This window comes from Myxococcus qinghaiensis (assembly GCF_024198215.1).
Classification (GTDB): domain Bacteria; phylum Myxococcota; class Myxococcia; order Myxococcales; family Myxococcaceae; genus Myxococcus; species Myxococcus qinghaiensis.
Genome location: NZ_JAKCFA010000010.1, coordinates 323,107 through 349,556 on the forward strand (window position 1 = coordinate 323,107; position 26,450 = coordinate 349,556).

The window sequence follows — 26,450 nt, forward strand, 5'->3', positions numbered from 1 at the left end:
GTCCTCCACTGCCAGACCCCGCGCGGGGCCGCGCTCGGGGGATTCCGTCCCGGCTTCCCCGGGAAGGATAGGGTGCGACAGCGTCGGGTGCAGACGACGCCTGCCTGCTATTCGAGCTGAAGGCCGCAGTCGGCGCAGGCGCCCGCGACCAGGGGCGCCACGGTGCCGCAGGCGGGGCAGGGCGGCTCACCGTCCTCCGTCGAGGGCAGCACGAAGGGCGAGGCGCCGTCCGCCAGCACGCCTTCGCGCTGGATGCTGTCCATCCAACGTTGCTGGAGCAGCGTCGCCACGCGCACGCCGTCCTCGGGACGTACCAGCACCTGGAACTTCGGGCTGCACCCGGGCTTCGCGCACGCCTCGCGGTGTACCAGCGCGGGGACGTCCGCCTCCAGACAGGCCTCCACCAGCCGCCGAGCGTCCGCCAGCGCCATCTCCGCGCACGGCACCAACTCCACGTCGGCCAGCACCTTCGTCACTTCGTCCTGGGTCATCACCCGGCGGATTGGAGCCCACGCATGGGCTCGCCGTCCAGCGGCGTGCCATCTTCTCGGACTCGAGGGCACCTCGCGCTCGCCCTGTCGCATCCCCACCCTGCCGTCGCTTCCTCGAGATTCCATGGGGCGGTGGGGGCACGACGCGATGTCTCATGGGGCACGGGGTTGGGGAGCCTGCTGGGCGTTGATGTGGCTGGCCGTGGCCTGCGAGCGGCCGGAGGTGGTGACTCCGAGTCCCACCGTGGAGGCGCCGCCCGCCGCCGCGAGCCCCTTGAAGGAGAAGAAGCCGCTGACGGGGAGGACGCGCTGGCTGCGCTCGCTGGCCGGCGCGGGGCGGGAGCGCGCCGCGGGGCTCGCGCATGACTCGCACGGCAACGTGGTGCTGGCGCTGAACTCGGAGGACGCGGTGGCGGACCTCTTCGGGCCGCTGCTGGTGCCGGGCTCCGGGACTCCCGTGTCCCAGCGGTTCGGGGTGGCGAAGTACGGCACGGGCGGCGAGCGGATGTGGTCCAGCTCCCTGCCGGGCTCCGCGGAGGCCGTCACCGTCAGCTCGCGTGGGCACGTCTTCGTCGCGGGTCGCAATCCGGAGGGCGCGGACCTGGGCGCAGGGCCACTGCCGGCGGGGCGCTTCCTGCTCAAGCTGGGGCGGGATGGAGACTTCCTCTGGGCGCGGAGTCTGGGGGCGCTCGGCGTCTCGCCCGACTTCGTCCTTCGGCGCGTGGAGGCGGACCTGCTGGGCAACGTGGTGCTGGCGGGCACGCTGCCCGACGCGAAGGTCGGCGGAGTCCCCGCGCTGGTGAAGGTGGACGCGAAGGGCGGCTACCTGTGGACGTATGCGCACGAGGAGCCTGGAGAAGCCTCGGGCGTGGCGGCGGACCCGGAGGGCCACCTCTACGTCACGGGGTTGCTGCACCCGCCGCGCTCGCCGGTGACGCTCGACTCGCAGCCGTTCCTCGTCAAGCTGGACGCTCGCGGGCGGTTGCAGTGGGAGCAGCGGCTCGACACGGGAGCCGGTGGGGCCGCCGGGGTGGCGGTGCATGGCAACCGAGTGGTGATGACGGGTGCGTTCTCCGCGTCGCTCACCTTCGGAGAGCAGACGCACGTAGTGGAGCCCGGGGGCAGCAAGGCCTTCGTGGCCGCGTTCGACCGGGAGGGCACTCCGCGCTGGCTGCGGACCTTCGGCTTCGAGGGCCTGGACCTCGCGACGGACGAGGACGACGGCGTCACCGTCGTGGGCCGCTATGCGCACGGTGACGATTTGGGCACGGGGCCCGTGGTCGGCGCGCCGGGCGGCGCGCTCAACCTCTTCCTGGTGAAGCTGGACCGTGTGGAAGGCGCGTTGCGCTGGGCTCGGGGCTTTCCGATGGCGCAGTCGGGGGACGGAGGGTCCTCCGTGGAGCGCCTCTTCGTCTCGTCGTCGAGGAAGGGCGCGAGTGCGCTCCTGGGCGCGCGGCTCTCCGCGATGGATTTCGGGACGGGGCGGCTGAGCGAGCCCGAGGGTGGTGGGCAGGAGCTGTTCCTCGGAGGCTTCGAGCCTTGAGGAAAATCGGCGAAGGGGGCGGCTCGCGGGTAACGTGGGGCACGTGCCTCCAACTTCGCTGAGGGCGCGGCCCGGACGCGCGCGTCGACTCCTCGTGGTGTCCGTGGGCGTGGTGACGTGCGGCGTGTTCGGCCTGGCGTGGGCGGTGGACCGCTTCGGGCAGCGCGAGCGCGTGGAGCCCTCCGACGCCGTGGTGGTGCTGGGCGCGCGCGTGCTGGCGGGAGGTGTCCCATCCGGCGCGTTGCGGGCGCGCACGGAGAAGGCGGTGGAGCTGTACCGACGGGGCGTGGCGCCCAGGCTCGTCTTCTCGGGAGGCGTGGGCGTGCATCCACCCTCGGAGGCGCGGGCGATGCTCGCGCTCGCGATGCGGTTGGGCGTCCCCGAGGAGGCGTGCGTGCTGGAGGAGGAGAGCCACTCGACGGAGGACAACGCGCGACTGACGGCGAAGCTGCTGCGTGACTTGGGCGCGAGGCGCGTGGTGGTGGTCTCCGACCCGTATCACCTGCTGCGCGCGCGACAGTACTTCCGGCTCAATGGCTTCGAGGTGAGCACCAGCCCCGCGCTGGAGACCGAGCGCAACCTGCACTGGGTGGACCGTTGCTACTGGACGGTGCGCGAGGCCATCGCGCTGTTGCTGAATCCGCGTGTGTTGTGGGCCCGCGCGCCTGGGGACGCGGGGCCTGACGGAGCGGCTCCGTCCCCCTGAGCGCGGGCCGCGTCCCTTGGTCGCGCCACGTGGACGTCGTCACGACTCTGGAGCAGTGAGCGCGCGCAGCTCGCGCCGACCTCCGGGCACGGCCACGCGCAGCAGCACGGGTTCGCCCGGCGGGGACTCCTTCAGCACGCGCGCCAGGTCCGTCGCGCGGCGCACCGGCTGCCCGCCCGCCTCCACCACCACCATGCCCGGCACCAGCCCGGAGCGCTCGGCGCTGGAGCCCGGCACCACGTCCGTCACCAGCGCGCCCGCGCGGGGCAGCTCCTGCGCCCGTGAGAGCCTCGGGTCCATGTCCGACAGGCTCAGGCCCACGCGCTGATGCGGCGGCTCCGCGTGCTCCTCCGGCGGCTTGCGAGCGGCCACGCCCTCCAGGTCCGGCCGCGTGCCCAGCTTCGCCTTCAGCTCCGTCTTCTTCCCCTCGCGATAGACGGTGAGCGGCAGCTCGGAGCCCGGCGCCTTGAGCGCCACCGTGCGCGTGAGCGCGCGACCCGAGGCGATGGGGCGCCCTCCCGCCGCGACGATGATGTCATCCGGCTTCAGGCCCGCCTCGGCGGCCGGCGTGCCCTCGTTCACCTCGGTGACGATGGCGCCCTCGCCATTGGCCACGCCCAGCGCGCCGCCCAGGTCCGGCGTCAAGTCCTGCACGGCGACGCCCAGCCAGCCCCGCGTGACGGCGCCCGCCTTCTCCAACTGCGGCAAGAGCTCCTTCACGAGCGAGCTGGGCACGGCGAAGCCGATGCCGGAGCCCTGGCCGATGATGGCGGTGTTGATGCCCACCACCTCACCGTGGAGGTTGAACAGCGGCCCGCCGGAGTTGCCCGGGTTGATGGCGGCGTCCGTCTGGAGGAAGTCGTCGAACGGCCCCACCTGGATGTCGCGAGCCTTGGCGGAGAGGATGCCCAGGCTGACGCTGGAGGCGAGCCCGAAGGGATTGCCGATGGCCACCACCCAGTCGCCCACGCGCAGCGCGTCCGAGTCTCCCAGCTTCACCACCGGAAGCCCCTTCAAGTTGCCCTGCAACTGGAGCACCGCCACGTCCGTGAGCGGGTCCGTCCCCAGCACCTTCGCGTCCAGCTCTCGCCCGTCGGGGAACTGAACGCGTATCTCCGTGGCATCCGCCACCACGTGGTTGTTGGTGAGCACCAACCCCCGGGCGTCGATGACGAAGCCGGAGCCCAGGCCCTGGCGCGGGCCCTCCTCACGCGGATCCTCGAAGGGAGAACCAAAGGGCATGCCTGGCATGCCTCCGCCGAACGGAGAGCGCCGCCCATCTCCATTCCACGGAGAGCCCGAACGCGAGCGACGCGCGGGGGCGGCCTCGCGCACCTCCACGTTGACGACGGCGGACTTCACCGACTCCACCAGCGGCGCGATGGACGCGAGCGCCCCGCGCATGTCCGGCGGCATCGGCTGCTTCGCGGGGGCCGCGCTGTCCGGGGCCACCTCGGGCGAAGGCGCGGCGGCGGGCTCCTGCTGGGCGGAGGGGGCGGGCTGTGCTTCATCCTGCCCGCGGCGGCAGCCCGAGAGCGTCAGGACCAGGCCCACGGCCACCGCGCGTCTGCTTGCCTTCATCGCGTTCCTCCCCTCGCATCAACGCCGCGTTGCCATGGTGCGGAAAGTCGTCCATCGGATGCGCCGGGCCTCGCCGGGCACGGAAGGACGCCGCGTGTCACTTGAGGTGGGGCGCCTCGGGAGAGAAGGCACGAGGAAGCGGGCCTTGCTCGCCCGCTCCACGGGCTTCAGGCCGAGCGCTCGCGGGCCGTCGTCGCGGCGCTCGGAGGCCCCAGCGTGTCGATGCGGCGCAGCAGCTTCTCCAGGATGCGGAAGAGCGCCTTGCGGTCCACGCCGTCGAGGATGGAGAGCAGCTGGCCCATGCCCTGGGTCATGAAGCGCTCGAGCCGCTGGTAGGTCTGCATTCCCTCGGGCGTGAGGCGACAGCGGACCACGCGACGGTCGGCCGCGCTGCGCTCGCGCTGCAGGTGGCCCTCGCGCTCCAGCCGGTCGACGAGCCCGGTGACGGTCTTCTCGGTGACGCCCAGTCGGCGAGCAAGCTCGCCCATCGTGAGCGAGCCATCCTGGCCAAGCCAGAGCAGCGCATGCACCTGCGGGGCCGTGAACTGGAGCTGCTCGCAGGTGCTGGCGATGGGGTCACGGAGCGAACGGCGCCGGCCCAGCGCGAGCAGAAGCTGCTGGAGCTTCAGCACGTCCGCCGAGATGTCCTCATCCTCTTTAGGGTGGATATTCCGTGACACGGAGTATGGCTTAGCGGGCAGGGCCCCACGGGTCAACCCGTTGTCACGGCGTGGGCAGCCGTGCGGACAATGCGCTCCCCGTTGGGGGGAGCAAGAGGAGCGTCCAGGAGTGCGTACCATGTCCAGGCTGTGCGTGCTGTCCCTGATGCTCGTGGCGGGGCTCGCGAGCGCGGAAGAAGGGCTCGTCTTCGCCGCCGCCAGCACCACGGACGTGCTGCAGGAATTGCGTCCGGCCTTCACGGCGGCCACCGGCCATTCGGTGGTGGTGGCGCTGGGGTCGTCCGGAGACCTGGCGCGTCAGGCGATTGCGGGGGCTCCCGCGGATGCCTTCCTCTCGGCGGACGTGGCGCGGATGGAGGCCGTCCAGCAAGCGGGTCTGGTGCAACCCGGGACTCGCGCCGACCTGCTGTCCAACCGGTTGGTGGTGGTGGTGCCGGTGGACTCGAAGCGGAAGCTCGCCGGGCCCGAGTCGCTGAAGGGACTGAAGCGGTTGGTGTTGGCGGACCCGGCCATCGTCCCCGCGGGGGTGTACGCGAAGGCGTGGTTGGAGAAGGTGGGGCTGTGGAAGGACGTGGAGTCCCACGTCGTGCCAGCACTGGATGTGCGGGCCGCGCTGTCGGCGGTGGAGGCGGGCCGCGTGGACGCGGGTGTGGTGTATGCGACAGACGCGGCGCAGTCGAAGAAGGTGAAGGTGGCCTTCGAGGTGCCCCAGGCGGACGCGCCCCACATCGTCTACCCGGTGGCGGCGCTGACGAAGGGCAAGGCACCCGAGGTGGGGAAGGCCTTCGTGCGCTTCCTGCAGACGGAGCCCGCGCGCGCGGCCTTCCGGCGACATGGCTTCGTCGTGCTCGCGCCGGATGGTGGAAAGTCCGCGAAGTGACCGACGACACGACGGGGCTGGTGCTGTTCACGGTGAAGGTGGCGGTGGTGGCCACGCTCCTCATCCTTCCGCCCGGTGTCGCGGCGGCGTACGCGCTGGCGCGCTGGCGGGGCCCGGGACGGGGCTTCGTGGACACGGTGCTCGCGCTGCCGCTGGTGCTGCCGCCGACGGCGGTGGGCCTGGTGCTGCTGGAGCTGCTCGGCCGCAATGGTCCGCTGGGGCGGATGCTGGATGCGGTGGGCGTGGAGGTGGTCTTCACGCCCGGAGCGGTGGTGCTGGCCAGCGCGGTGATGGCCTTTCCCTTGTTGGTGCGCTCCGCGCGCTCGGGCTTCGAGGAGGTGGACCCGAGGCTGGTGGCGGTGGCGCGCACGCTGGGGGACTCGCGAGCGCGAGCGTTCTTCCGGGTGACGCTGCCCCTGGCGTGGCGCGGAGTGGCGGTGGGCGCGCTGCTCGCGTTCTCCCGCGCCCTGGGCGAGTTCGGCGCGACGGTGCTCGTGGCGGGGAACATCCCGGGGCGCACGCAAACGCTGTCGCTCGCCATCTTCCAGCACACGCAGCTGGGACAGGACGCGCGAGCGCTCCAACTGGCGGGCATCGCGGCGCTGCTGGCCTTCGTGGCGGTGTACGCCACGGAAGGACTGACGCGCTGGCGGGGACGGCGGGTGCGCGCTTGAGCCTGGAGCTGTCCGTGAGCTTGGGGCTGACGCGTTGGCGGGGATGGCGGGTGCGCGCTTGAGCCTGGAGTTGTCCGTGCGCTTGCCGCTGGCGCGCTTCGCGCTGGAGGTGGACGTGCGGCTGGAGGGCGCGTCGGTGGCGGTGATGGGCCGTTCGGGCTCCGGGAAGACGTCGCTGCTGGAGGTGCTCGCGGGGCTTCGACGCGGCGCGCGCGGGCGAGTCGTGGTGGGAGGCCGCGTGTTGTTGGACAGCTCGGCGCGCGTGGACCTGGCGCCGGAGGCTCGGCGCATGGGGTACGTGCCGCAGGACGCGCTGCTCTTTCCCCACCTCACGGCGGAACAGAACGTGCGCTATGGCGCGCGCTTGGGCAGGGCGTCGCGCGTCGACGAAGCGGTGGCGCTGCTCGAACTGGGGCCCATGCTGCACCGCTACCCGGCCACGCTGTCGGGAGGAGAGAAGCAGCGCGTGGCATTGGCGCGAGCGCTGGCCACGGACCCGGCGCTGCTGTTGCTCGACGAGCCGCTGGCCGCGCTGGACGTGACGCTGAAGGAGCGCGTGCTGCCGTACCTCTTGCGCGTGCGGGACGAAGCGCGCGTGCCGATGCTGTACGTGACGCACCAACTCGGTGAGGCGCGGGTGCTGGCGAAGGAAGCCCTGCTGCTGGAGGACGGGCGCGTGCGCGCGGCGGGGCCCGCGTCCGAGGTGCTGGGTGCCTCCGCGCGCGGGCTGCTGGCCTCGGAAGCCGAAGGTGAGGAGAACATCCTCGAAGGCGTGCTGGAGCGGCCGTCCGAGGGTGCCACCCGGCTGCGCGTGACGGAGGGCCTGTCGCTCTGGGTCCCCGACGCACCGGAGCTGCCATCAGGCACACGCGCGGCCTACGCGGTGCCGGCCGAGGACATCCTGTTGTCCATGGGACCGCTGTCGGGCGTGTCCGCACGCAACGTGCTGGCGGGCAACGTGGTGGGCGTGGAGGGCGCGGGGGCAGGGGAGGCCGCGGCCACGGTAGAGGTCGAAGGCGTGCGCTGGGTGGTGCGACTCACCGAGGCCTCGGTGCGTGAGCTGAAGGTGGCCCCAGGAGTCCGCGTGCACCTGGCGGTGAAGACCGCCGCGTGTCGTCGGTTGCGGTGAGCGGTGAGTGCTCGGCTGTTCGCGGCAGGCCCGCCGAGGTGCTCGCATGGCTCGGGCCCGCCATCCACGACCTGCCCACCCCCGGGAGACGAGACACCGACGGGGTATCTCGCTTCCTGGAAGTGGGCAGTCACCTCAGTCCGGCGTGCTCAGTGCAGACGCTGGTAGAGGACGTCGAGGAGTGAGCCATCGTCGCCGCTCAGCTCCCAGAACATCGCGCCGCCCAGGTTCTTGCTCAGGATGTAGTCCGACTTCGCGTGCAGCGTCTGCGGGTCGTCATACGCAATCCACACCTGGGTGGACGGGCTGTAGACGTAGGCCTGCTTCGCCTCGGGGTGGGTGAACTTGGAGTACCCGGAGCCCGCGCGCTCGTAGTTGGCCTTCACGTCCTTGTAGTCGAACACGCCCGTCAGTCCGGACTGGCCATCATCCCAGGTGCCGCGCGTGGGTACGCCATTCTGGAACAGGCCGTTGTTCACGTTCGGCACGCCGCCCCAGCCACGGCCGTAGAACGGAACGCCGACGACAATCTTGTTCGGCGCGACGCCCAGCTCGAGCATCTTCGCCACCGAGCCATCCGTGTAGAAGCCCGCGCTCGCGCCCGGGTCATTCGTCACGCGGTTGAGCGCCGAGTGGAAGTTGACCGTGCTCTCGAAGGAGCCGTGATAGTCGTAGCTCATCACGTTGATCCAATCGAGGATGTTGGACAGGTTCTTCGTCTCCTGCTGGTTCGCGAGCAGGGCGGGCGACGCGCCCGTGGCGATGGTGAGCAGGTACGGCTTGCCCGTCTGCGCCGTCACCGCGTTGAGCTGGCTGCGGAACTCCGCCATCAGCGCCGTGTAGTTCTGCTTGTCCGCCGGGTTGTTGGTGTTGCCGGGCAGGCCGCCGCCCACCGGGTACTCCCAGTCGATGTCGATGCCGTCGAAGACGCCGACGCCATTCGCCGCGTCCACGCCGGGGTACTGGCCCTTGATGAACATGTCGACGCAGGACTTCACGAACGCCGTGCGGGACGCGGCCGTGGACGCCACCTGCGAGAAGTACTTCGACCACGTCCAGCCACCGACGGAGATGAGGACCTTGAGGTGCGTCTGCGTCCGCTTCAGCTCCTTGAAGGCGCGGAAGTTGCCGCGCAGCTGTCCCGGGTCCCACTCGCCCGACCAGCCGCCGCCCTTGTCGATGTCCGCGAACACGTCACCGAGGACGCACTTGCCATCCGCGGAGATGTTGGAGAACGCGTAGTTGATGTGCGTCAGCTTGGCGGCGGGGATATTGGAGACCTGGTAGTTGCGGCCGTAGATGCCCCACTGGGTGAAGTACCCCACGATGCGCTTGCTCGTGTTGCCACCGGGAATGGCCACCGTGACGGGGACCTCGCGAGTCCCCACGTTGCCGGCCGCGTCGAAGGCCCGGAAGATGTAGTTGTAGGAGCCGTTCTGCGCGGCGCTGGAGAAGCTGCGCGTGAAGCTGTTGCCCGTGGAGACGACGGTGCCGTTCTCCAGGAGCTCCACCCGCGTCACACCCACGTTGTCCGAGGCGGTGGCCGTCAGCGTGACGGAGCCCGCGGCGGTGATGTTCGTGGCGCTGGCGGTGAGCGTGACGGTGGGCGCGGTGGTGTCACCGGGGATGGTGATGGCCACCGTGACGGGGACCTCGCGGGTCCCCACATTGCCGGCCGCGTCGAAGGCCCGGAAGATGTAGTTGTACGTGCCGTTCTGCGCGGAGCCGGAGAAGCTGCGCGTGAAGCTGTTGCCCGTGGAGACGACGACGCCGTTCTCCAGGAGCTCCACGCGGGATACGCCCACGTTGTCCGTGGCCGTGGCCGTCAGCGTGAGCGAGCCCGGCGCGGTGATGCGCGTGGTGCTGGCATTGAGCGTGACGGCGGGGGCGGTGGTGTCTCCGCCACCCGCGGGCCCCAGGTCCAGCCACAGGGACGCGACGGCCGGAGGCGTCCAGTCCGCTTGCGACGTGTGGGCCTGACGGCACTGGTAGAGCCGACCGCCGTAGGTGACCTGCGTGCCCACCGAATAGGCGACGCCCACCGCCCACTCCGTGGCGAGCGGGGCCTTCATCACGCTGCCAGGGCCCTCACCCTGCGAGGAGGAAACGTCCTGTCCGCAACCGCCAGCGGACAGAGCTGTCACCATCAGTCCAATGAACCACTTGCTGCGACGCATGCTTGCTCTCCTCGGTTCGAGCCCAGGGCGCACCGCGCGTCGTCCATGCGTGGTCGGCTCGGGAACCCGTTTCGAGGAAGGAGGCTTGGACCCAATTTTCCGGGTTAATGCCTCGCAGCATTTAAAGGAGCACCCGGTGTGAGGCTTTGCGGTGGACGGTGGGGATGGAAGAACACGCGCTCACCGGAAGCGATGCCTGTCATGGCCTCAGTGCCACTGTTCGTTTCCACAGACCCACGTGGCCTGCACGGTGAGGTCCTCGCGCAGCAGGGTGAGGTCCGCTCGGCAGCCGGTGGCGAGCCTGCCCAGTCGCCCTTCCAATCCGAGCGCCTGGGCGGGATGGAGGGACGCCATGCGCAGCGCTTCCTCCAGAGGAAGGCCCAGCAGGTGGATGCAGTTGCGCACCGCCGCTGACATGTCGATGTCCGCGCCCGCCAGCGTTCCGTCCTCCGTCACGAGCCGGCCGTCCCGGCGCAGGATGGTGAGGCCATACAATGTGAAGGTGGACTCGTGGGTTCCCACGGGTGGCATCGCGTCCGTGACGAGAAGCACTTTGCCGGGGGGCTTGGCCTTCAGGAGCTGGCGAAGGTTCGCGGGGTGGACGTGGTGGCCGTCGACGATGACGCTGCACCACGCTTCGTCCGCGCTGAAGCCCGCCTGCACGGGGCCGGGTTGGCGGCCCAGCACCGGGGGCATCGCGTTGAACAGGTGCGTGAAGCCGCGCACGCCTGCCGCGACGGACTCCATGGCGCGCTCGTAGCTCGCCGTGGTGTGGCCCGCGAACAGCACGGCTCCGGCGTCACAGAGACGTCGCAGGAAAGAGTCCTCCACGCGCTCCGGTGCCAGCGTTACCAACAGTCGTCCGCCCGCGCGGGACAGGTGTGCCGCGAGCGCGGTGAGGGACTCGAGGTCGCTCGGCTCCGGCTGGCGGATGTAGCGCGACGCGTGGACGCCGGGGCGCTCGGGGCTGATGAAGGGGCCCTCCAGGTGGATGCCGAGCACCCCGCCACCGGGACGGGCCATGGCCTCGGATGCGGCCTCGCAGGCGCGGGTGGTGAGGTCGGGTGCATCGGTGATGAAGGTGGGGAGCAGGCCCGTGGTGCCCGTGCGCCGCATCGTCGCGGCGATGGAGAGCGCGGCGTCGACGGTGGGAGACTCGTTGAACAGGACGCCGCCCGCGCCGTTGACCTGGAGGTCGATGAAGCCCGGGACGAGCAGGGTGTCCGAGGGCAGCGTGCGCGGAGTGAGGCCCACGGGAGCATCCTGACGAGGGACCACCGCGACGATGCGCTCGCCTTCGAGCACCACCGCGTGCCCGTCGAGAATGCGCTCCCCGGTGAACACGCGGGCGCCCAGCAAGACCTGCGTCATCTCGGGGTCTCCATCGTGCACGGGTCGAAGAGCTCGGCTTCGTGTGGGTCCACCGACATCTCTCCTCCTCGGGTCGAACCCACTGGATACCACCCCGAGCTGCCCCGTGGTGTCCGCTTGATAGGCAGCACGGCCGCTCGCCTGGTGGCGGGGTGGAGCCGGGTGACGCCTGGGATTGAACAGCCCGTCGTGTAAATCCCGGGCCCGGGGGTTGTTTCCCGGCTTGTGCCTCACAACTCCGTGGTGTGCCTTCGCTGAGCAAGCGCCGGCGTGTGCCCCCGTGGATGGAAGAGGAGTCAGTTGATGCGGAGTTTTCAAACGAAGACAGTCGCGCTCGGCGCGGTCCTGCTGGGCTGGGTGGTGCTCTCGGGCTGCGGGCAACCCGAGGACGGCGTGATGCCCGACACGCGGGGAGACGACGTGGGTCGCCCCATGGCCTCCCAGGAGGCCGTGGGACCGCCGAGCGTGCGCGCATGGCAGGTGCTGGACCCGGGCCTCATCTATCGCGGAAACTCGCGCTCCTCGCGCATCGCACGGGACAGTGCGGGCAACGTGCTCACCCTGGCGAGCTACTGGCGAAACGACTCCCAGCGCACGCTGGAGTTGCTCAAGCTGAGCCCCTCCGGGCAGGAACTCTGGCGCAAGGTCTTCGCGTGGCCCGTGGCGCAGCTCCAGCCGGCGGAGTCGGACTTCTATTCGTTCCCGGACCTGGTGGTGGATGCCGCCGACAACATCCTGATGGCGGGCCATGCGCCGGAGACGATGGACCTGGGCGATGGCGCGCTGGGCAAGCGCTCGTTCGTGGCGAAGTTCTCTCCGTCGGGGACGCTGCTCTGGCGGCACGCGCTGTGTGACGAGCTGGGCATCCGTGCTGTCGCGGTCGACTCGCAGGGCGCGGTGTGGCTCGGAGGGCAGGTGGGCCTGAACTGCAACGTGGGCGGTGGCGTCCGGTGGCTGCTGGAGAATCCAGGGTGGCAGGGCTACATCGCGAAGTTCGACGCGAATGGTGACTACGTCTTCGACCGCGCGATTGGTGGCAAGGGCGACCGCGTGGAGGTCATGGACCTGAAGACCTCCTCGGACGATGGCATCGTCGTCGTGGGGTGGCGCTATGTCTTCAACCGCGGGCAGGACCGGGTGGCCTTCGTGTCCAAGTTCGCCCGGAACGGTCCGCACCGCTGGTTCCGCGAGTACCCCAGCGCCACGGGTGGCTTCTACGCCGTCGCCGCGCTCGGTGACGACATCGTCGCGGTGGGCAGCTTCTCGGGGACGATGCGCTTCAAGGGACAGGACTACCAAGGCGGCATCTGGGGACGCGGCAACATCGCCGTGTACTCGCTCACTGGCGAGGAGCGCTGGATGTCGTTGGTGGGGAGCTGGCTGAAGGACGTCTCCACGGGGCCACTGGGCGTCGCGGTGCTGGGTGCGTGTGACGCCACGTGTCCGCCGCCCGAGGTCCAGTTCGGCGGCACGGATGGCGTCCTCGGGCTCTACTCGCCGACGGGAAGTCGACTCTGGGGCGCGGGGCTCGGGCCCTTCCACGGCGCCGCGTGGGAGCTGACGTACCACCCCACGGGCGAGGTCTCCCTCACGGGCAACGTGGACGTCGATACGTCGTCGACGCCGTTCAGCGCGAAGCAGTCCATCCAGAGACTGAGGCCCCAGTAGCGCGCGGCGGCTCCTCGCGTCAGAAGTGACCGCCGAGTCCGAAGGAGGCCCTGTCCTGGCCGACGTTCAGCGTGGGCGCGAGGCCCAGGGGAAGCGTGAGGCCCCTGGGCATCCTCGCGGCTGCGCGCGGCCGACGGGTCGATTCCGATTCGACGGCGCAGTCCTCGTCCCACTCGTCGCAGGTCGGCTGCGTGTCGCTGGAACCAAAGGTCGCAAGGACCACGAGCCCGGCCAAGGGGCCTACGAGCAGCATGTACCCACAGTTGTCATGGCCATCGAGGCATAGGTAGGCGGCGCCGATGAGTCCGCCTCCGGTGACGACCAGGGCCAGGCCCAGGGCCACGGGAGAGATGGTGGTGTTGTCCGAGTTAACGGTGTCGCTGGTGCTGGTGTCGAGTCCTCGGACGCCCTGGGATTTCAGCAGGGAGAAGCGCTGTGAGGTCGGGGTGTCCCGCAGCCGCGCGGAGCGCTGGCCCCCGGAGAAGTCGAAGGCACGAGGTTTCGCGCTGACGACACCCGGTGTGAGGAACAATGCAGCGAGCACCACGAAGCCACCCAGACGCCTGTTCATGAAGTCCGTACCCACGCGTGGCGCCGGCCGGCCACGAGTGGGGCGGAGAGCAAGCCTCGTGCCCCATCAAGCCACGAGGAGCGACGATGCGGCCCCGTGTGCAAGGCGTGCAGCGTGTTGCACACGGACCGCGACATCGTAGGCGCGGTCAGGGGCCCGGTGAGTGCCAAGGTAGATGTCGCGTGAGAGGGTCCAGCCCTGCTGCTCCATCAGATTGGCACATGCTCGCTTTGCAGCAGGGCCATCAACCCCAGAGGTCCGCCTGAGCAGTTCTCACGGATGTGCCCAAATCATATTAGACAGGCGCGGATACTTAGGAGCCACTGGACGCCTTTCTTGTGGGGAATCAATCCACATAATATTCGTGAAGCACCTTGGTTACGATGCCGTTCGCCGAAAACACCACTGTTCGAAGGTTGTAGTGAGAGTCGGTGGCGCTTTTTGAGTAGCGCCACTTGGAGCCTTTTGTGGGCGAGTCCTGCTTATCCAGGGGCTCTCCGAGAAGCTTTGTGACTTCATCTCGATCCATGCCCGTGTGGACGCGCCTGAAGGCCAATGCTGAGTAGCCAGGTGCAAACTGTGTGCTTGGTCTAAAGACCAGCGACCAAAGCAAGCCATCCATCCCATCAAGCAATAGCATGTGCGTCGAGATGCCGACGATGAGCAACGCGACGACTCCACGCATGGTCTTCATTGTTTTTCCTGATTTCATTGGCACTGGCCTCGGTCAAGACATCCCGGTTCAGCGTCAGGGCGCGGTGAGCGCCTGTTCGGCCTGTGCCTGTCGTGCCTCCAGTTTGCGGTAGTGCTCCGCGAGGACGTCGAAGGCCTGCTTGCGCTGGCCCGTCTCCGAGAGCAGTCCCTTTCGATTCCACCCCTGCTGGTAGACGGGATGTTGTCTCCGGGGTGAGCGGAAATCCTTCAGTACCCAGGGCGACAGGCCGCGCAGCGAGGGCACCTTCTCGCTCATCGCGAGCGTCTGCCGGTGGTACTCGGCCTGGAACTCCTCGGAGAACTTCCGCTTCAGCCCGGGCTCGTGGAAGCCCGCCTGCGCGTCGGCGCCGAACTCGGAGAAGATGAGCGGCTTGCCCGTGTCGTTGCGCCAGCCGATGCCCGGCAGGTCCGCCAGCGCGTCATCGGAGTACCAGCCGTTGTAGGTGTTCACCGCCGCGACGTCCAAGTGGCTCACCAGGGGGTCCTTCACCACCATCACCGACTTCCCCTTCTCCTGGACGCGGTCGATGAGCAGCGCCGCCGTCACCAGCCGCGTGTCGTCGAGCGCCCGGGCATCCGCCGCCAGCTGTGCCAGGAAGGCATTGCGCGCGTCGCTCACGGGCGTCTCGTTGGCCACGCTCCAGAAGGCGATGGAGGCGCGGTTGCGGTCCCTCAGGATGTTCTCCGCGAGCATCCGCCGCGCCGTCTCCAGCGTCTCGCTCCGGGCGAAGTTGACGCGCCAGTAGACGGGAATCTCGCTCCAGACAAGCAGCCCCATCTCATCCGCCATCCGCGTCATCACCTCCGCGTGGGGATAGTGGGCCAGCCGCACGAAGTTGCCGTGGAGCCCGTGCTTCACCTCGCCAAGCAGCGCACGCGCCGCGCCAGGAGTCATGGCCCGCGTGGGGTGCTTGCCCAGCTCTTCCTCGTGCAAACTGATACCGCGCAGGAACACGGGCTTGCCGTTGAGCAGGATGTCGTGGCCCTTCACGGCCAGCGTCCGGAAGCCGATGCGGTCCACCAGCCGGTCCTCGCCCGCCTCCACCACCACCTCGTAGCGCGTGGGCTGCTCGGGACTCCAGCGCTTCAGCACCGAGGGCTCCACCGCGTCGCCCGTCCAGCTCCCCTCCGCGCCCGTGCGTCCCTTCAGCGTCACCGCGAGCGCGGGAATGTGCACCCGCACCTCGGAGCCACTGGCCTTGGCGCCCTGGAGTCGCACCGTCGCGCGCAGGCGGCCGTCGTCGCCCAGCCGCACCCACGCATCGTCGATGTACGTGGCGGGCGTCAGCACCAGCCGCACGGGCCGGGTGATGCCGCCATAGGTCTCCCAGTCCGTGACAGTGGGCGGCACGGTGTCGGCGGAGCGGACGGAGTCCACGCCGACCGTCACCTGGTTCTCTCCCGCGCGCAAAAGCGACGTCACCTCGAACGCGAAGGGCGTGAAGCCTCCCTCGTGCGTCCCCACCGCCTTGCCATTCAAATACACGCGCGCCACGTAGTCCGCGGCGCCGAAGCGCAGGAACGCTCGCTGCCCGGCGAGCTTCGGCGCGGTGAACGTCCGCTGATACCAGACAAGGCCGTCGTAGTAGCGCATCGTCTCGTCGTGGGTCATCCACGAGCCGGGCAGGTGGACCACGGGCGAGCGCTGCATGTCGTACTCGTAGAGCGCCGTGGGATTCGCGCGCGTGAGGGCATCGACCTCCACGTCGTCGTAGCGCCGGTGCCCGGGCCCGGCCTCCGCGCCATGGAAGCCCGCGAGCCCATCCCGGTACGGGTCCACGGACCAATGCCATGCACCCGACAAGTCCTGCCCGGCGCGGGCCTCCACGTTGACCAGCACCGGGCCGACCCGCGCGGGTGTCTGGGAAGGAGCACTCGCGAGGGATTGCGTCGCCAGTCCGACAATCACGGTCATCCCTCCGCACCACTGTCTGAGCCACCGTCCCGGCATCATCTTGCTCCGCGTGAGTGGGAGCGTGTCCGTCGTCAGGCTTCGGCACACGCCGTGAGAGGAGCAGGCTAGGCAGGGAGTTCAATCCCTGTCGAACCGGGAGCCCATGTCCAGTCCGCGTGTCCAGGCGAAGCCCCACCCGGTCCTCGCCGTGCTCCTGGGTGTCCTGCTGGCCTTCCTCCCCAAGTGCGCCATGTGCTGGGCCGCCTGGGCGAGCCTGCTCGGAGGTGTCGGGCTCGCGAGCGGGCCCGCCCTGGACTGGCTCTTCCCGGTGCTGCTGGCCCTCTCCGCGCTCCACCTGCTGCTCCTGCTGCGGAGCGTGCCGAAGAGGGGGCCTGTCCCCTTCGTACTGAGCCTCGCGGGCTTCGCCGTCATCCTGGGCGCGAGGGAGCAGCCCGTCCCGGAGCGCTGGCTGTTGCTCCGGGGCATCGCGCTCATGGTGGGCGGCTCGCTGCTCAACGGCCGCTCCCGCCTGGCTCGCGGGAAGCCACCTGAGTCGGACCTGCCCTCATTCCCGACGCGTTGACGCACGAGGACTTCGCGTCGGGCGCGCCGTGAAAACGGACATCCCTCCGTTGCGCCCTATACTGAGGGCCACGGAGGGGTACAACTCAGCATGGGTACGCGCATCCTCGGCATGGTGCTGGCCGGAGGCCAGGGAACTCGGTTGTCTCCGCTCACGCAGCGGCGCTCGAAGCCAGCGGTGCCCTTCGGCTCGAAGTTCCGCATCATCGACTTCGCGCTCAACAACTTCATCAACTCCGGCATCTACTCCATCTACGTCCTGACGCAGTTCAAGGCGCAGTCGCTGACGGAGCACATCCAGCGCGGCTGGCGCTTCGGCTCGGTGCTGCTGTCGGACTACTTCATCACCCTCGTGCCCGCGCAGATGTACCTGTACGAGGAGCTGGGGCCCGTCTGGTACCGGGGCACCGCGGACGCCATCTACCAGAACATGCATCTGGTGGAGAACCACCGCCCCGAGCACATGGCCATCTTCTCCGGCGACCACATCTACAAGATGAACGTGGCGCACATGCTGGAGCTGCACGAGGACCAGCGCGCGGACATCACCATCGCCGCGTACCCCACGCCCCTCGCTGACGCGCACCGCTTCGGCGTCATGCAGGTGGACGAGCGCGGCCGGGTGACGGAGTTCCAGGAGAAGCCCAAGAACCCCAAGCCCATCCCCGGCCGACCCGACACCGTGCTGGCCAGCATGGGCAACTACATCTTCCGCAGCAAGGTGCTCGCGGAGCTGCTGGAGGTGGACGCCAAGACGGAGGGCTCCCAGCACGACTTCGGCAAGGACGTGCTGCCGCGCGCGCTGCGCGACGGCTACCACATCCAGACGTACGACTTCGCCAAGAACCCCATCCCCGGGCAGACGCGGCCCAACACCTATTGGCGCGACGTGGGGACGCTGGACGCCTACCACGAGGCGTCCATGGACCTGGTGTCCATCAACCCGGAGTTCGACATCTTCAACGCGGAGTGGCCGCTGCGCACCGCCAGCGAGTACAGCCCGCCCGCCAAGTTCGTCCACGAGTCTGGTGACAGGGTGGGGCGCGCGCTCAACTCCATGGTGGCCGGCGGCTGCATCATCTCCGGCGGCGTGGTGCGCGAGAGCATCCTCTTCCGCCGCGCGCGCGTGAACAGCTACGCCAGCGTGCAGCGCTCGGTCATCTTCGACGAGGTGGACATCGGCCGCCACGCGCAGGTGAAGAACGCCATCATCGACAAGGGCGTGCGCGTGCCCCCCAACACGAAGGTGGGCTTCGACCTGGAGGCGGACAAGGCGCGCGGCTTCACCGTCACCGAAGGCGGCATCGTCGTGGTGCCCAAGGGCTACCGCTTCGAGTGAGGCCTCACAGCCCGCGCTTGCCGTCCGCCCAGTAGGCCTTGCTGCGCAGGGCGCGCTTCGTGAACCCGTGCCGCTCCAGCAACTCCTGTCGGAGCATCACGATGGAGCCCGCGTGCCCGGCCAGGTAGCATGTCGCGCCCGCGAGCACGTTGCGCGAAAGCCACGCGCGCAGCGCCTCGCCCCGCGGCTTTCCAGGCTCGCGCGGGACGGCCGTCAGGGGCACGCCCACGCGCGTAAGCCAGTCCTCCGCGCCCGACTCCACCTCGATGGCGCCCAGCATGCGCAGCGGTGAAGGCAGCGAGCGAATCATCGCCTGGAACAATCCCAGACACGTCTCGTCCCCCAGGAACAGGTGCGCGGCCGCCTCCTCGTCCACGCTCAGCCGCCCTCCGGGCCCGAGGATGTCCGCGGTGTCTCCCGGCTTCAGCCCGGAGGCCCACTCGCTGCCGGGCCCCTGGCCGTGCAGATAGAAGACCACCTCCATCACCCCGTGCCCCGGGTCCACCATCGCCGGCGTGTAGTGGCGGAACGCCGTCGGGCTGACGCGGAACTCCACCTCGTGCCCGGGCTCGTACGCCACCCCACGCAGGGACTCTCCCTCGAAGCGCACCCGCCGCAGCCGAGGCGCCAGCGCCTCCACCCGGGAGACCTGCGAGGGCTTCGCGAACCAGGGCATCAAGGTGTTCGCGATGACCGCGGGCATCTCCGGCATGGGGGTCTCCGTCTCGGGTTGTGGTGTAGAATCTTTAATATTGAAAATGAGAATCGTTATCAAGTACCCTGTCGGCCTGTCGAGTGGGCAGTGTGCCCAGGGAGAGGGAGACACGAATGATGAGCCATACCGAGGAGGCGCTGCCGAAGCGCGCCGGACAGCAGGGCCTGTGGGTCCTGGTCGCCGTGGGAATGTCGCTGGCGTTGCTGGTGAGCTGTGGCGAGGACGAGCCGAAGGTGGAGCCCGAGCCGGAGCCGCAGGTCTGTGAGGCGAGCCAGGTGACGTGCACCGAGCAGACCATCGACCGGCTGAGCCTGCTGTCCACGGTCTCCACGGGCGAGGTTCGCGAGGAGGGGACGACGGCCGGTGAGTTCCACACCTTCGTGGACTCGCGCGCCGGTGGCCTGACGCCGACGATGTCCTATACGTACCTGCGGTTCACGCCGACGGGCCTGACGCAGGTGCAGGTGCATGACCAGGCGGCGCTCGCGTCGACGGACTGGGACATCGCGGTGCGTCGCTACACCATGCGCGTCAACAGCGGCACGTCCGGTCCGTCCTGCGTCGCGGTGGCGAACACGCCCGAGGGCACGACGTTCGCCTCGGTGACGTCGAAGAGCGCGGCCGCCGGGGAGTTCAAGACGGAGGCGTGGTTCGACGCGTCCTGCACGCTCATCCCCGACGACTCCGGTCTGGGTGGCCCCGCGACGCTGCTGGGTGGCTTCTGGACGTACCAGAGCTGCGTGGAGATGACGGGCCGCATCTTCATCGTCCGCCTTGCGGACGGCCGTCACGTGAAGCTGGAGGTGACGGGGTACTACGAGCCCTCCGCGCAGCAGGTGTGCAACGAGACGCACTCGGTGCCGCAGCCGAGCGGCTCGGGCTCCATCCGCATCAAGTGGGCGTTCCTGCCATGAGACTGGGGGCGTGGCTCCTGCTGCTTCCCCTGGGATGTGGCCCCGTGCAGATGTCGCGGGCGCCGCACGAGCTTCCCGAGCCGCTCGGCGAGGCGCGAGCGGGGCAGCAGGCGGGAGCGCGCCCCACCTCACCCCAGGCGATGCCGCCGAACTTCGGCGCGGGCGAGCAGGTGGAGTCGGTGGTGTCCCCGAAGGGGCGCTTCCGGGTGCACTTCTCGCGCGTCGGGCTCAACGCGGTGTCGCCGGCGGACGCGGATGGCAATGGCGTGCCCGACGCGGCGGAGGTCGTCGGGCAGGCCTACGAGCGCGTCGCGGATTTCTATGTCGGGCTGGGGTTCCTCCTGCCGGGCAGCGATGCGGCGGTGGGCGAGGACAACGGCGGCGATGGGTTGTTCGACGTGTACCTCGTGGACTTCGCGGGCCGGGCGGATGGTGCCTTCCGGCTGGATGGGTGCGAGGAAGAGGACCGGAAGTGCGTGGGGCACATGCTCCAGGAGAACGACTTCGCCGGGTACGACTACCCCTCGTTCGAAGCCGCGGTGAGCATCCTGGCCAGCCACGAGTTCTTCCACGCGGTGCAGGCGGCCTACCGGCCGGGTCTGGGCAGCGTGGCGTCGGAGGGGTCGGCGGTGTGGGCCAGCGAGCGCTTCGACGCGTCGCTCGATGACCTGGAGCAGTTCTCCTCGTCGTATCTCTCCCGGACGGATCGTGGCCTCGTGTTGGACCCGACGGGGCCGGCCGCGTCGTTCAGCTATGGCGCGGGGGTGTTCTTCCAGTACCTGGGCGAGCGCTTTGGAGACAGGGCCATCCTGGCGCTGTGGCAGGAGAGCCTCGTGTCGCCGACGGCGCCCTGGTACGTCCTGCTGGACACGGTGCTGCGTCGCGAGTGGGGCGCGGACTTCGACGCGGCCTTCACCGAGTTCTCGCAGTGGAACCTCTCCACGGGCGCGCGGGCGCGCGTCGACCAGGGCTATGCGCGAGGGGGCGGGTATGACGGGCTGGCGCCGTCGGCCAGGACGCTGCCCTCGCAAGAGGCGGATGTCCGGGTGACGACCGCGTCGACGCGCTACTTCGAGGTGCCCGGCGGTTCGGCGGAGGTGCTGGCCACGTACACGCTCAGGGCCGGCGAGGACCCCGCGAAGCTGCACCTGCTGGTGGCGGCGGTGACGGACACGCAGGTGCTGCGCGTGTCGCGCGCGGAGGGCTCCGGCACGCTGTCCGCGAAGGTGGATGCGTCGGATGCGAGCCAGGTCATCATCGCGGTGGTGGATGGCCGCCATGAGGGCGTGGGCCGCTACGGGACGCTCTGCCTCACGGCGGATGCGACGGGCGCGCCATGTGTCGACGTGACGCCCGGCCCCAAGGACCCGGAGGACGATGACGGGGGCTGCAGCGCGGCGCCGAGCGGCCTGGGCTGGGTTGCGCTGGTGCTGGCGTTGCTTGTGCTCGGTGCACGTCCGAAGCAGGCGCCACGAGCTGTCGTGGTGCGCCGCGACGCCGCGCGGACTCGTTCGCCTCGCTGAAGGGCTTGCCTGGGCGAAGGCGTCAGAGCCGGGGGCGCGAGCGTTGCGCCCTGCGAGGTCGATGCCGCGTGCGCTCCTGAGTCGAGTCAGGAGCCCTGGGTGGATGTGTCCTGCTGGGGCGCTGGCTCCGGGGCCGCGGGGGCCTGAGGGATTGCTGGCGCGGGCGTGTCCGGCGGGCACTGGCGCTGGTACTCCGCCAGCGCGCTCTTGAAGCGCGCCTGTTCCTCCTGGGGCCACTCGGCCGGGAGCTTCGCGACGGCGCGCTGCTGGTCGAGCACGGCCCGTTTGCACTGGCCCCGGTGGAAGGCCACCAGCGCCGCCGTCTCCAGCACGTAGGGGTTCTGGGGCTTGGACCTTCGTGCCATGCGCGCCAGCGGCTCCGCCTCCGCGTAACGGCCGGCCTTGGCATGCAGCCACGCCAGCTCCGTCGCGGCCCACCAGTACGTGGGCGAGGTGAGGTTCAGGTAGCGCAGCGCGTTCGCATACCAGGGGTCGTCGGGCAAATCCCTCGCGAGCACCCGCGCCAGGTGCGCCCAGGCGGACGGGCTGGCGGGGAAATTCCGCGCTCGGGCCCGAGCCCATTCCAGCTCCTGATGCGAGGTGAGGTCCACGTGGCTGAACGTCGCGTTGAGCTGGAAGGTGTACGGAATCTCGATGGGGTGTCCCGCCAGCATCGCCGGCTGGTACTTCGCCCCACGCAGCGCGGTGAGCAGGGCCTCCGTGAGCCCATAGGGCGCGGCCTCCAGCACCTGGAGGTCCCGGACGATACCGTCCGTCCCGAGGCGACAGGAGACGACCGCCACGGCCATGGCTCTCCTGAGCAGGGCCTCCCGGGTCATCTCGGGCGGCTTGCCTTCGAGCTTCGTCGGGCGCTGGTACTGCTCGCGCTGGTACGTGCACGCCTCTTCCAGCTCCGCGTCACAGGCCGCGCTGAGGTCCTGGGCGGCCTGCTTCACCTGCTCCTCGGTGGCCGTGCCCGAGAGCACCTGGACCGCTTCGGCGAAGATGGCCCGAGCCTGGGCCGGTTCCACGACGACGGTCGGCGCGGAGTCATAGAGCGGGCCGGCCCCGCCCCTGAAAGCCTCTTCGTGCTCGACCATCGGGTCCAGGTAGCGCGCCATGGCGCGCGACAGGTGGCCGTGGCTCGCGGGCAGCGAGGGAACGCGGGAGGAGTGGCCACAGGCGGTGGCCCCGAGCAGCAGGGAACAGAGAACGACATGCAGAGGACGCATCGGCGCGCACGCTAGCGGCCCCTGGCCCCCCGGAGAAGCCTTGCCCAAGGCGTGTCCAAGGTTGCGGGTCGTACGAGCGCTGTCCGACGTGTGACAGGGAGTCCCAGCCCCTCCTGCCCAGGGGGGAGTTCGCCGTCGACCGCGCGACAGTGTGAGGGGCGCCCGGCGTCAGGACTCGTTCAAGTCCCCGCGAGCCATATCGCGTCTGTCCCGAGTTCCAGCTAAGCGTGGGGTCCTGACCGCCGCACGGACCCGAGACCTTCATGCACAGCGCATCCGGCCAGGACAGCAGCGCGCCCTTCATTCGTTCGGTGGGTCGGGCGCTCCCGCCACATTATGCCTCGCAGGAACAGCTCATCGCGGCCTTCCGGGAGCTGTGGGCCAAACGCCACTTCAACCTGGAGCGGCTGGAGGACCTGCACCGCAACGTGCAGGTGGGAGGCCGCTACCTGGCGCTGCCCATCGACGCGTACCCGGCGCTCGTGACGTTCCAGCAGCGCAACGACGCCTGGATTCGCGAGGCCACGGCGCTCGGTGAAGTCGTGGTGCGACAGGCGCTGGAGCGGGCGGCGCTGACGCCGGAGGACGTGGACCACGTCTTCTTCGTCACCGTGACGGGCATCGCCACGCCCAGCATCGAGGCGCGGCTGGCCAACCGGCTGCGCTTCCGAGAGGACTTCAAGCGCACGCCCATCTTCGGGCTCGGCTGCGTCGCGGGCGCGGCGGGCATGGCGCGGGCGGCGGACTACCTGCGCGCCTTCCCCACGCACACCGCGCTCGTCCTCTCCGCGGAGCTGTGCTCGCTGACGCTGCAGCGCGAGGACCTGTCCATCCCCAACATCATCGCCTCCGGCCTCTTCGGCGACGGCGCGGCCTGCGCGGTGCTCAGGGGCGCCGATGCTCCCGGCGCGAAGGGGCCCCGGGTGGTGGCCTCGCGCTCGGTGTTCTATCCGGACTCCGAGCGCATCATGGGCTGGGACGTCGTGGACTCGGGCTTCAAGGTCGTCCTGTCAGCGAAGGTGCCCCAACTGGTGAAGGACCACATCCAGCGCAACGTGGACGGCTTCCTCGCGACGCAGGGGTTGAAGCGCGGTGACATCCGTCACTGGGTGGCGCACACGGGAGGGCCCAAGGTGCTGGAGTCCTTCGAGGAGGCGCTGGAGCTGCCCAAGGACGCACTGGCGCGCTCCTGGGCGTCCTTGCGCGAAGTGGGGAATCTGTCGTCGGCCTCGGTGTTGTTCGTGTTGGGGGAGACGCTGGAGCAGGTGGCGGCGAAGCCCGGCGAGTACGGATTGATGATGGCCATGGGCCCTGGGTTCTGCGCGGAGATGGTGCTCTTGCGATGGTGACCGCCACACAGGCCGTCTTCCTGGGCTACATGGGCCTGCTCGGGGTGGAGCGCCTGGTGGAGCTGGTGCTCTCCAAGCGCAACGCCGACTGGGCCTTCGCGCGGGGCGGGGTGGAGACGGGGCAGCCCCACTACCGCTTCATGGTGGTGTTCCACACGCTCTTCCTGGTGGCGTGCCTGGCGGAGGTGTTGCTCCTGCACCGGCCCTTCCTGGGGGTGTGGAGCTGGGTGGCGCTGGGGTGCGCGGTGGCGGCGCAGGGGCTGCGCTACTGGGCCATCACCACGCTGGGCCCGCGCTGGAACTCGCGCATCATCGTCGTGCCGGACCTGCCGCCGGTGGTGGGCGGGCCGTACCGCTTCCTGCGCCATCCCAACTACGTCGCGGTGGTGCTGGAGCTGGCGAGCGTGCCGCTCATCCACGGTGCCTGGTGGACGGCCGTGTTCTTCTCGGTGGGGAACCTGGTGCTGCTCTCCGTGCGCATCCGCGCGGAGGAGGCGGCGCTGGGGGACGCGTACGCGCGCGCCTTCTCCCACCGTCCCCGTTTCCTCCCCGAGGTGCCCCGTGGCTGAACTCGAACTGGAAGTCGTGGCGGAGATTCGTCGCATCGCCGCCGATGAGCTGGAGTGGAAGGGCGTGGTGGAGCCCCAGCACGACCTCGTCAGGGATTTGCAGCTCGACAGCCTGGGGCTGACGGTGCTGGCGGTGGGGCTGGAGAACCGCTTCCGCATCCGCCTGTCGGAGGAGGACGCGCAGGGGGTGCGCACGGTGTCGGACCTGGCGAAGCTGGTGGTGCGCCGGGTCGCCTCGACGGCGCGCCCGCCCACGGAGGTCCGCTCGTGAGGGGGCCCACGCTGCCGAAGGTTCGCTTCCCCACGGTGAACGCGATGCTCGCGGCCGCCGGGCAGACGCCCTTCAAGCTGACGTTCGTCGACGCGGCCGAGCGCGAGGAGTCGCTGCCCTGGGGCGACGTGTACCGCCGCGCGCGGCGCACGGCCGCGGGGCTTTCGCGGCTGGGCGTGCGCGAGGGGGAGCGGGTGGCGTTGCTCCTGCCCACCTCGCCGGGCTTCATGGATGCCTTCTTCGGGACGCTGCTCGCGGGCGCGGTGCCGGTGCCGCTGTATCCGCCCGTGCGGCTGGGGCGCCTGGAGGAGTACCACCGTGCCACCGCGCGGATGCTCCAGGTGACGGGGGCAAGCCTCGTCCTGACAGACTCGCGCGTGAGGCTGCTGTTGGGGCCCAGCGTGGAGAGGTCCCGTCCTCGCCTGGGCTGCCACACCGTGGAGGAGGTGTCGCGAGGCGATGACGAGCGCGAGGTGGCGGTGGGCCCGGCGGCGCTGGGCCTCATCCAGTTCTCCTCCGGCTCCACGGTGGACCCGAAGCCGGTGGCGCTGACGCAGGGGGCGCTGTTGTCGCAGGTGATGGCGCTGGAGGTGGCGATGCCGCTGCCACCGGAGACCGACACGCCGCGCGTAGGGGTGAGCTGGCTGCCGCTGTACCACGACATGGGGCTCATCGGCTGTCTGCTGTCGGCGCTGCACTACCCCGGGCACCTGGTGCTGATTCCGCCGGAGGTCTTCCTGGCGAGGCCGGCGCTGTGGCTGCGCGCGCTGTCGCGGCACCGGGGCTTCATCTCCCCCGCGCCGAACTTCGCCTATGGCCTGTGCTTGAAGCGGGTGAAGGACGCGGAGATGGAGGGTGTGGACCTGTCGTCGTGGAAGCACGCGCTCAACGGCGCGGAGCCGGTGTCGGCGGAGACGCTGCGGCGCTTCGCGGAGCGCTTCGAGCGCTGGGGCTTCTCTCCGAGGGCGCTGCGGCCGGTGTACGGGCTGTCGGAGGCGTCGCTCGCGGTGACCTTCCCGCCGGACGGCCGGGGGCCGCGCTCGATGGGCGTGGACCCGACGGTGCTGGCGTGTGAGGGGCGGGTGGCGGAGGGCTCGCGACAGTTGGTGAGCGTGGGCTCGCCGGTGGCGGGCTTCGAGGTGGAGGTGCGCGACGCGCAAGGCGCCGTGCTTCCGGACAACCGCGTGGGGGCTGTCTTCACGCGAGGCCCCTCGTTGATGGAGAGCTACTTCGGTGACGCGCTCGCCACGCGGCGCGCGCTGACGCTGGACGGCTGGCTGGACACGGGAGACCAGGGCTTCATCGCGGATGGCGAGCTGTACCTGACGGGTCGCGCGAAGGACGTGGTCATCATCCGGGGCGCCAACCACGCGCCGCAGTCCTTCGAGGAGCCGCTCCAGGCGGTGGAGGGCGTGCGCACGGGCTGCGCGGTGGCCTTGGGCTTCACGCCCGAGGGCGGCCAGGACGAGGCGCTGCTCATCCTCGCGGAGCGCGGCGGCGAGGAGGAGGCGGCGGACGTCGAGGAGCGCATCCGCGCGGCGGTGGTGGAGGCCACGGGTGTGAGGCCCCACACGGTGAAGCTGCTGGAGCCGGGGACGCTGCCCCGGACGTCGAGCGGCAAGCTGCGCCGGGGCGAGGCGCTGCGTCGCTACCTGGCCGAAGAGCTGACGCCGCCCAAGAAGGTGGGCATGGTGGGCATGGCGGTGGAGATGGCGCGCAGCGCGCTGGCCATGGCTCGGGCGGAGCACGAGACGTGAGCCGGTGCATGGTGGACATGGCGGTGGAGATGGAGCGCGGCGCGCTGGCCATGGCTCATGCGGAGCGCGAGACGTGAGACGGTGCATGGTGGACATGGCGGTGGAGATGGAGCGCGGCGC

At 70.0% G+C, this 26,450-nt stretch carries 24 protein-coding genes; 14 read left to right on the forward strand and 10 right to left on the reverse strand.

All coding sequences use genetic code 11. The features are described from left to right. Positions 1 to 107 precede the first annotated feature (107 nt). Positions 108 to 491, reverse strand: a complete 384-nt coding sequence (locus LZ199_RS21220) for a hypothetical protein (protein ID WP_253995550.1) — start codon at positions 489 to 491, stop codon at positions 108 to 110. Between the two features lie 190 nt (positions 492 to 681). On the opposite strand from LZ199_RS21220, the gene LZ199_RS21225 reads away from it, so the two are divergent. Together LZ199_RS21225 and LZ199_RS21230 are read left to right on the forward strand one after the other, a co-directional pair. After that, the gene (locus tag LZ199_RS21225; protein ID WP_253995551.1) at positions 682 to 2,034 is read left to right on the forward strand and encodes an outer membrane protein assembly factor BamB family protein; all 1,353 of its coding nucleotides are present in this window, start codon (positions 682 to 684) and stop codon (positions 2,032 to 2,034) included. Between the two features lie 43 nt (positions 2,035 to 2,077). Further along, positions 2,078 to 2,740 carry a YdcF family protein gene (locus LZ199_RS21230; RefSeq protein WP_253995552.1) on the forward strand — a complete coding sequence of 221 codons (663 nt, stop codon included), beginning with the start codon at positions 2,078 to 2,080 and terminating at the stop codon, positions 2,738 to 2,740. A gap of 39 nt (positions 2,741 to 2,779) precedes the next feature. On the opposite strand, the gene LZ199_RS21235 is transcribed toward LZ199_RS21230, so the two are convergent. Then, entirely contained in the window at positions 2,780 to 4,321 is a 1,542-nt protein-coding gene (locus LZ199_RS21235; RefSeq protein WP_253995553.1) for a Do family serine endopeptidase, read from the reverse strand. Positions 4,322 to 4,488: 167 nt separating this feature from the next. After that, complete coding sequence (locus LZ199_RS21240; protein WP_163864047.1) at positions 4,489 to 5,001, reverse strand: MarR family winged helix-turn-helix transcriptional regulator; 513 nt, start codon at positions 4,999 to 5,001, stop codon at positions 4,489 to 4,491. Positions 5,002 to 5,119: 118 nt separating this feature from the next. On the opposite strand from LZ199_RS21240, the gene modA reads away from it, so the two are divergent. From modA to modC, 3 genes are all read left to right on the forward strand, one after another. Next, positions 5,120 to 5,881: a molybdate ABC transporter substrate-binding protein gene (modA, locus tag LZ199_RS21245; protein ID WP_253995554.1), complete on the forward strand. Its 762-nt coding sequence runs from the start codon at positions 5,120 to 5,122 to the stop codon at positions 5,879 to 5,881. Beyond that, positions 5,878 to 6,555, forward strand: coding sequence for a molybdate ABC transporter permease subunit (gene modB / locus LZ199_RS21250; protein WP_253995555.1), 678 nt, complete (start codon positions 5,878 to 5,880; stop codon positions 6,553 to 6,555). The genes modA and modB overlap by 4 nt, the downstream gene beginning before the upstream one ends. A 76-nt stretch (positions 6,556 to 6,631) precedes the next feature. Next, the gene (gene modC / locus LZ199_RS21255; RefSeq protein WP_253995556.1) at positions 6,632 to 7,684 is read left to right on the forward strand and encodes a molybdenum ABC transporter ATP-binding protein; all 1,053 of its coding nucleotides are present in this window, start codon (positions 6,632 to 6,634) and stop codon (positions 7,682 to 7,684) included. Positions 7,685 to 7,833: 149 nt separating this feature from the next. On the opposite strand, the gene LZ199_RS21260 is transcribed toward modC, so the two are convergent. Further along, entirely contained in the window at positions 7,834 to 9,861 is a 2,028-nt protein-coding gene (locus LZ199_RS21260) for a glycosyl hydrolase family 18 protein (protein ID WP_253995557.1), read from the reverse strand. A gap of 207 nt (positions 9,862 to 10,068) precedes the next feature. Further along, entirely contained in the window at positions 10,069 to 11,232 is a 1,164-nt protein-coding gene (gene nagA, locus LZ199_RS21265) for an N-acetylglucosamine-6-phosphate deacetylase (RefSeq protein ID WP_253995558.1), read from the reverse strand. A gap of 303 nt (positions 11,233 to 11,535) precedes the next feature. Here nagA and LZ199_RS21270 point away from each other — a divergent pair, with 303 nt between their 5' ends. Beyond that, the gene (locus LZ199_RS21270) at positions 11,536 to 12,900 is read left to right on the forward strand and encodes a hypothetical protein (protein ID WP_253995559.1); all 1,365 of its coding nucleotides are present in this window, start codon (positions 11,536 to 11,538) and stop codon (positions 12,898 to 12,900) included. A gap of 19 nt (positions 12,901 to 12,919) precedes the next feature. Here LZ199_RS21270 and LZ199_RS21275 read toward each other — a convergent pair whose 3' ends face one another. The 3 genes from LZ199_RS21275 to LZ199_RS21285 all read right to left on the reverse strand — a co-directional run bounded on the left by LZ199_RS21275 (position 12,920) and on the right by LZ199_RS21285 (position 16,094). Then, positions 12,920 to 13,471 carry a hypothetical protein gene (locus tag LZ199_RS21275; protein WP_253995560.1) on the reverse strand — a complete coding sequence of 184 codons (552 nt, stop codon included), beginning with the start codon at positions 13,469 to 13,471 and terminating at the stop codon, positions 12,920 to 12,922. Between the two features lie 346 nt (positions 13,472 to 13,817). After that, positions 13,818 to 14,165: an outer membrane protein assembly factor BamE domain-containing protein gene (gene bamE, locus LZ199_RS21280; RefSeq protein WP_253995561.1), complete on the reverse strand. Its 348-nt coding sequence runs from the start codon at positions 14,163 to 14,165 to the stop codon at positions 13,818 to 13,820. 54 nt (positions 14,166 to 14,219) lie between these two features. Further along, a complete protein-coding gene (locus LZ199_RS21285) occupies positions 14,220 to 16,094 on the reverse strand; it encodes a glycoside hydrolase family 2 protein (RefSeq protein ID WP_253995562.1) in 1,875 nt (624 codons plus the stop codon). Between the two features lie 148 nt (positions 16,095 to 16,242). On the opposite strand from LZ199_RS21285, the gene LZ199_RS21290 reads away from it, so the two are divergent. Beyond that, positions 16,243 to 16,662, forward strand: coding sequence for a hypothetical protein (locus LZ199_RS21290; RefSeq protein WP_253995563.1), 420 nt, complete (start codon positions 16,243 to 16,245; stop codon positions 16,660 to 16,662). A 90-nt stretch (positions 16,663 to 16,752) separates the two neighbouring features. After that, the gene (glgC, locus tag LZ199_RS21295) at positions 16,753 to 18,000 is read left to right on the forward strand and encodes a glucose-1-phosphate adenylyltransferase (protein ID WP_163864037.1); all 1,248 of its coding nucleotides are present in this window, start codon (positions 16,753 to 16,755) and stop codon (positions 17,998 to 18,000) included. Between the two features lie 4 nt (positions 18,001 to 18,004). On the opposite strand, the gene LZ199_RS21300 is transcribed toward glgC, so the two are convergent. Then, positions 18,005 to 18,712, reverse strand: coding sequence for a siderophore-interacting protein (locus LZ199_RS21300; protein WP_253995564.1), 708 nt, complete (start codon positions 18,710 to 18,712; stop codon positions 18,005 to 18,007). A 116-nt stretch (positions 18,713 to 18,828) separates the two neighbouring features. Here LZ199_RS21300 and LZ199_RS21305 point away from each other — a divergent pair, with 116 nt between their 5' ends. Both LZ199_RS21305 and LZ199_RS21310 read left to right on the forward strand, forming a co-directional pair. Then, positions 18,829 to 19,629: an HmuY family protein gene (locus LZ199_RS21305; RefSeq protein WP_253995565.1), complete on the forward strand. Its 801-nt coding sequence runs from the start codon at positions 18,829 to 18,831 to the stop codon at positions 19,627 to 19,629. Continuing rightward, positions 19,626 to 21,152: an MXAN_6640 family putative metalloprotease gene (locus tag LZ199_RS21310; RefSeq protein ID WP_253995566.1), complete on the forward strand. Its 1,527-nt coding sequence runs from the start codon at positions 19,626 to 19,628 to the stop codon at positions 21,150 to 21,152. The genes LZ199_RS21305 and LZ199_RS21310 overlap by 4 nt, the downstream gene beginning before the upstream one ends. Before the next feature lie 86 nt (positions 21,153 to 21,238). On the opposite strand, the gene LZ199_RS21315 is transcribed toward LZ199_RS21310, so the two are convergent. Next, the gene (locus LZ199_RS21315) at positions 21,239 to 22,384 is read right to left on the reverse strand and encodes an energy transducer TonB (RefSeq protein WP_253995567.1); all 1,146 of its coding nucleotides are present in this window, start codon (positions 22,382 to 22,384) and stop codon (positions 21,239 to 21,241) included. A gap of 263 nt (positions 22,385 to 22,647) precedes the next feature. On the opposite strand from LZ199_RS21315, the gene LZ199_RS21320 reads away from it, so the two are divergent. From LZ199_RS21320 to LZ199_RS21335, 4 genes are read left to right on the forward strand one after another with little or no spacing between them, the layout of a single operon-like run. After that, positions 22,648 to 23,733: a type III polyketide synthase gene (locus LZ199_RS21320; RefSeq protein ID WP_253995568.1), complete on the forward strand. Its 1,086-nt coding sequence runs from the start codon at positions 22,648 to 22,650 to the stop codon at positions 23,731 to 23,733. Beyond that, positions 23,727 to 24,302, forward strand: a complete 576-nt coding sequence (locus LZ199_RS21325) for an isoprenylcysteine carboxyl methyltransferase family protein (protein ID WP_253995569.1) — start codon at positions 23,727 to 23,729, stop codon at positions 24,300 to 24,302. Before LZ199_RS21320 ends, LZ199_RS21325 begins: the two co-directional genes overlap by 7 nt. After that, complete coding sequence (locus LZ199_RS21330; protein ID WP_163864032.1) at positions 24,295 to 24,573, forward strand: acyl carrier protein; 279 nt, start codon at positions 24,295 to 24,297, stop codon at positions 24,571 to 24,573. Before LZ199_RS21325 ends, LZ199_RS21330 begins: the two co-directional genes overlap by 8 nt. A 44-nt stretch (positions 24,574 to 24,617) precedes the next feature. Beyond that, entirely contained in the window at positions 24,618 to 26,330 is a 1,713-nt protein-coding gene (locus LZ199_RS21335; protein ID WP_253995609.1) for a fatty acyl-AMP ligase, read from the forward strand. Positions 26,331 to 26,450: the final 120 nt, after the last annotated feature.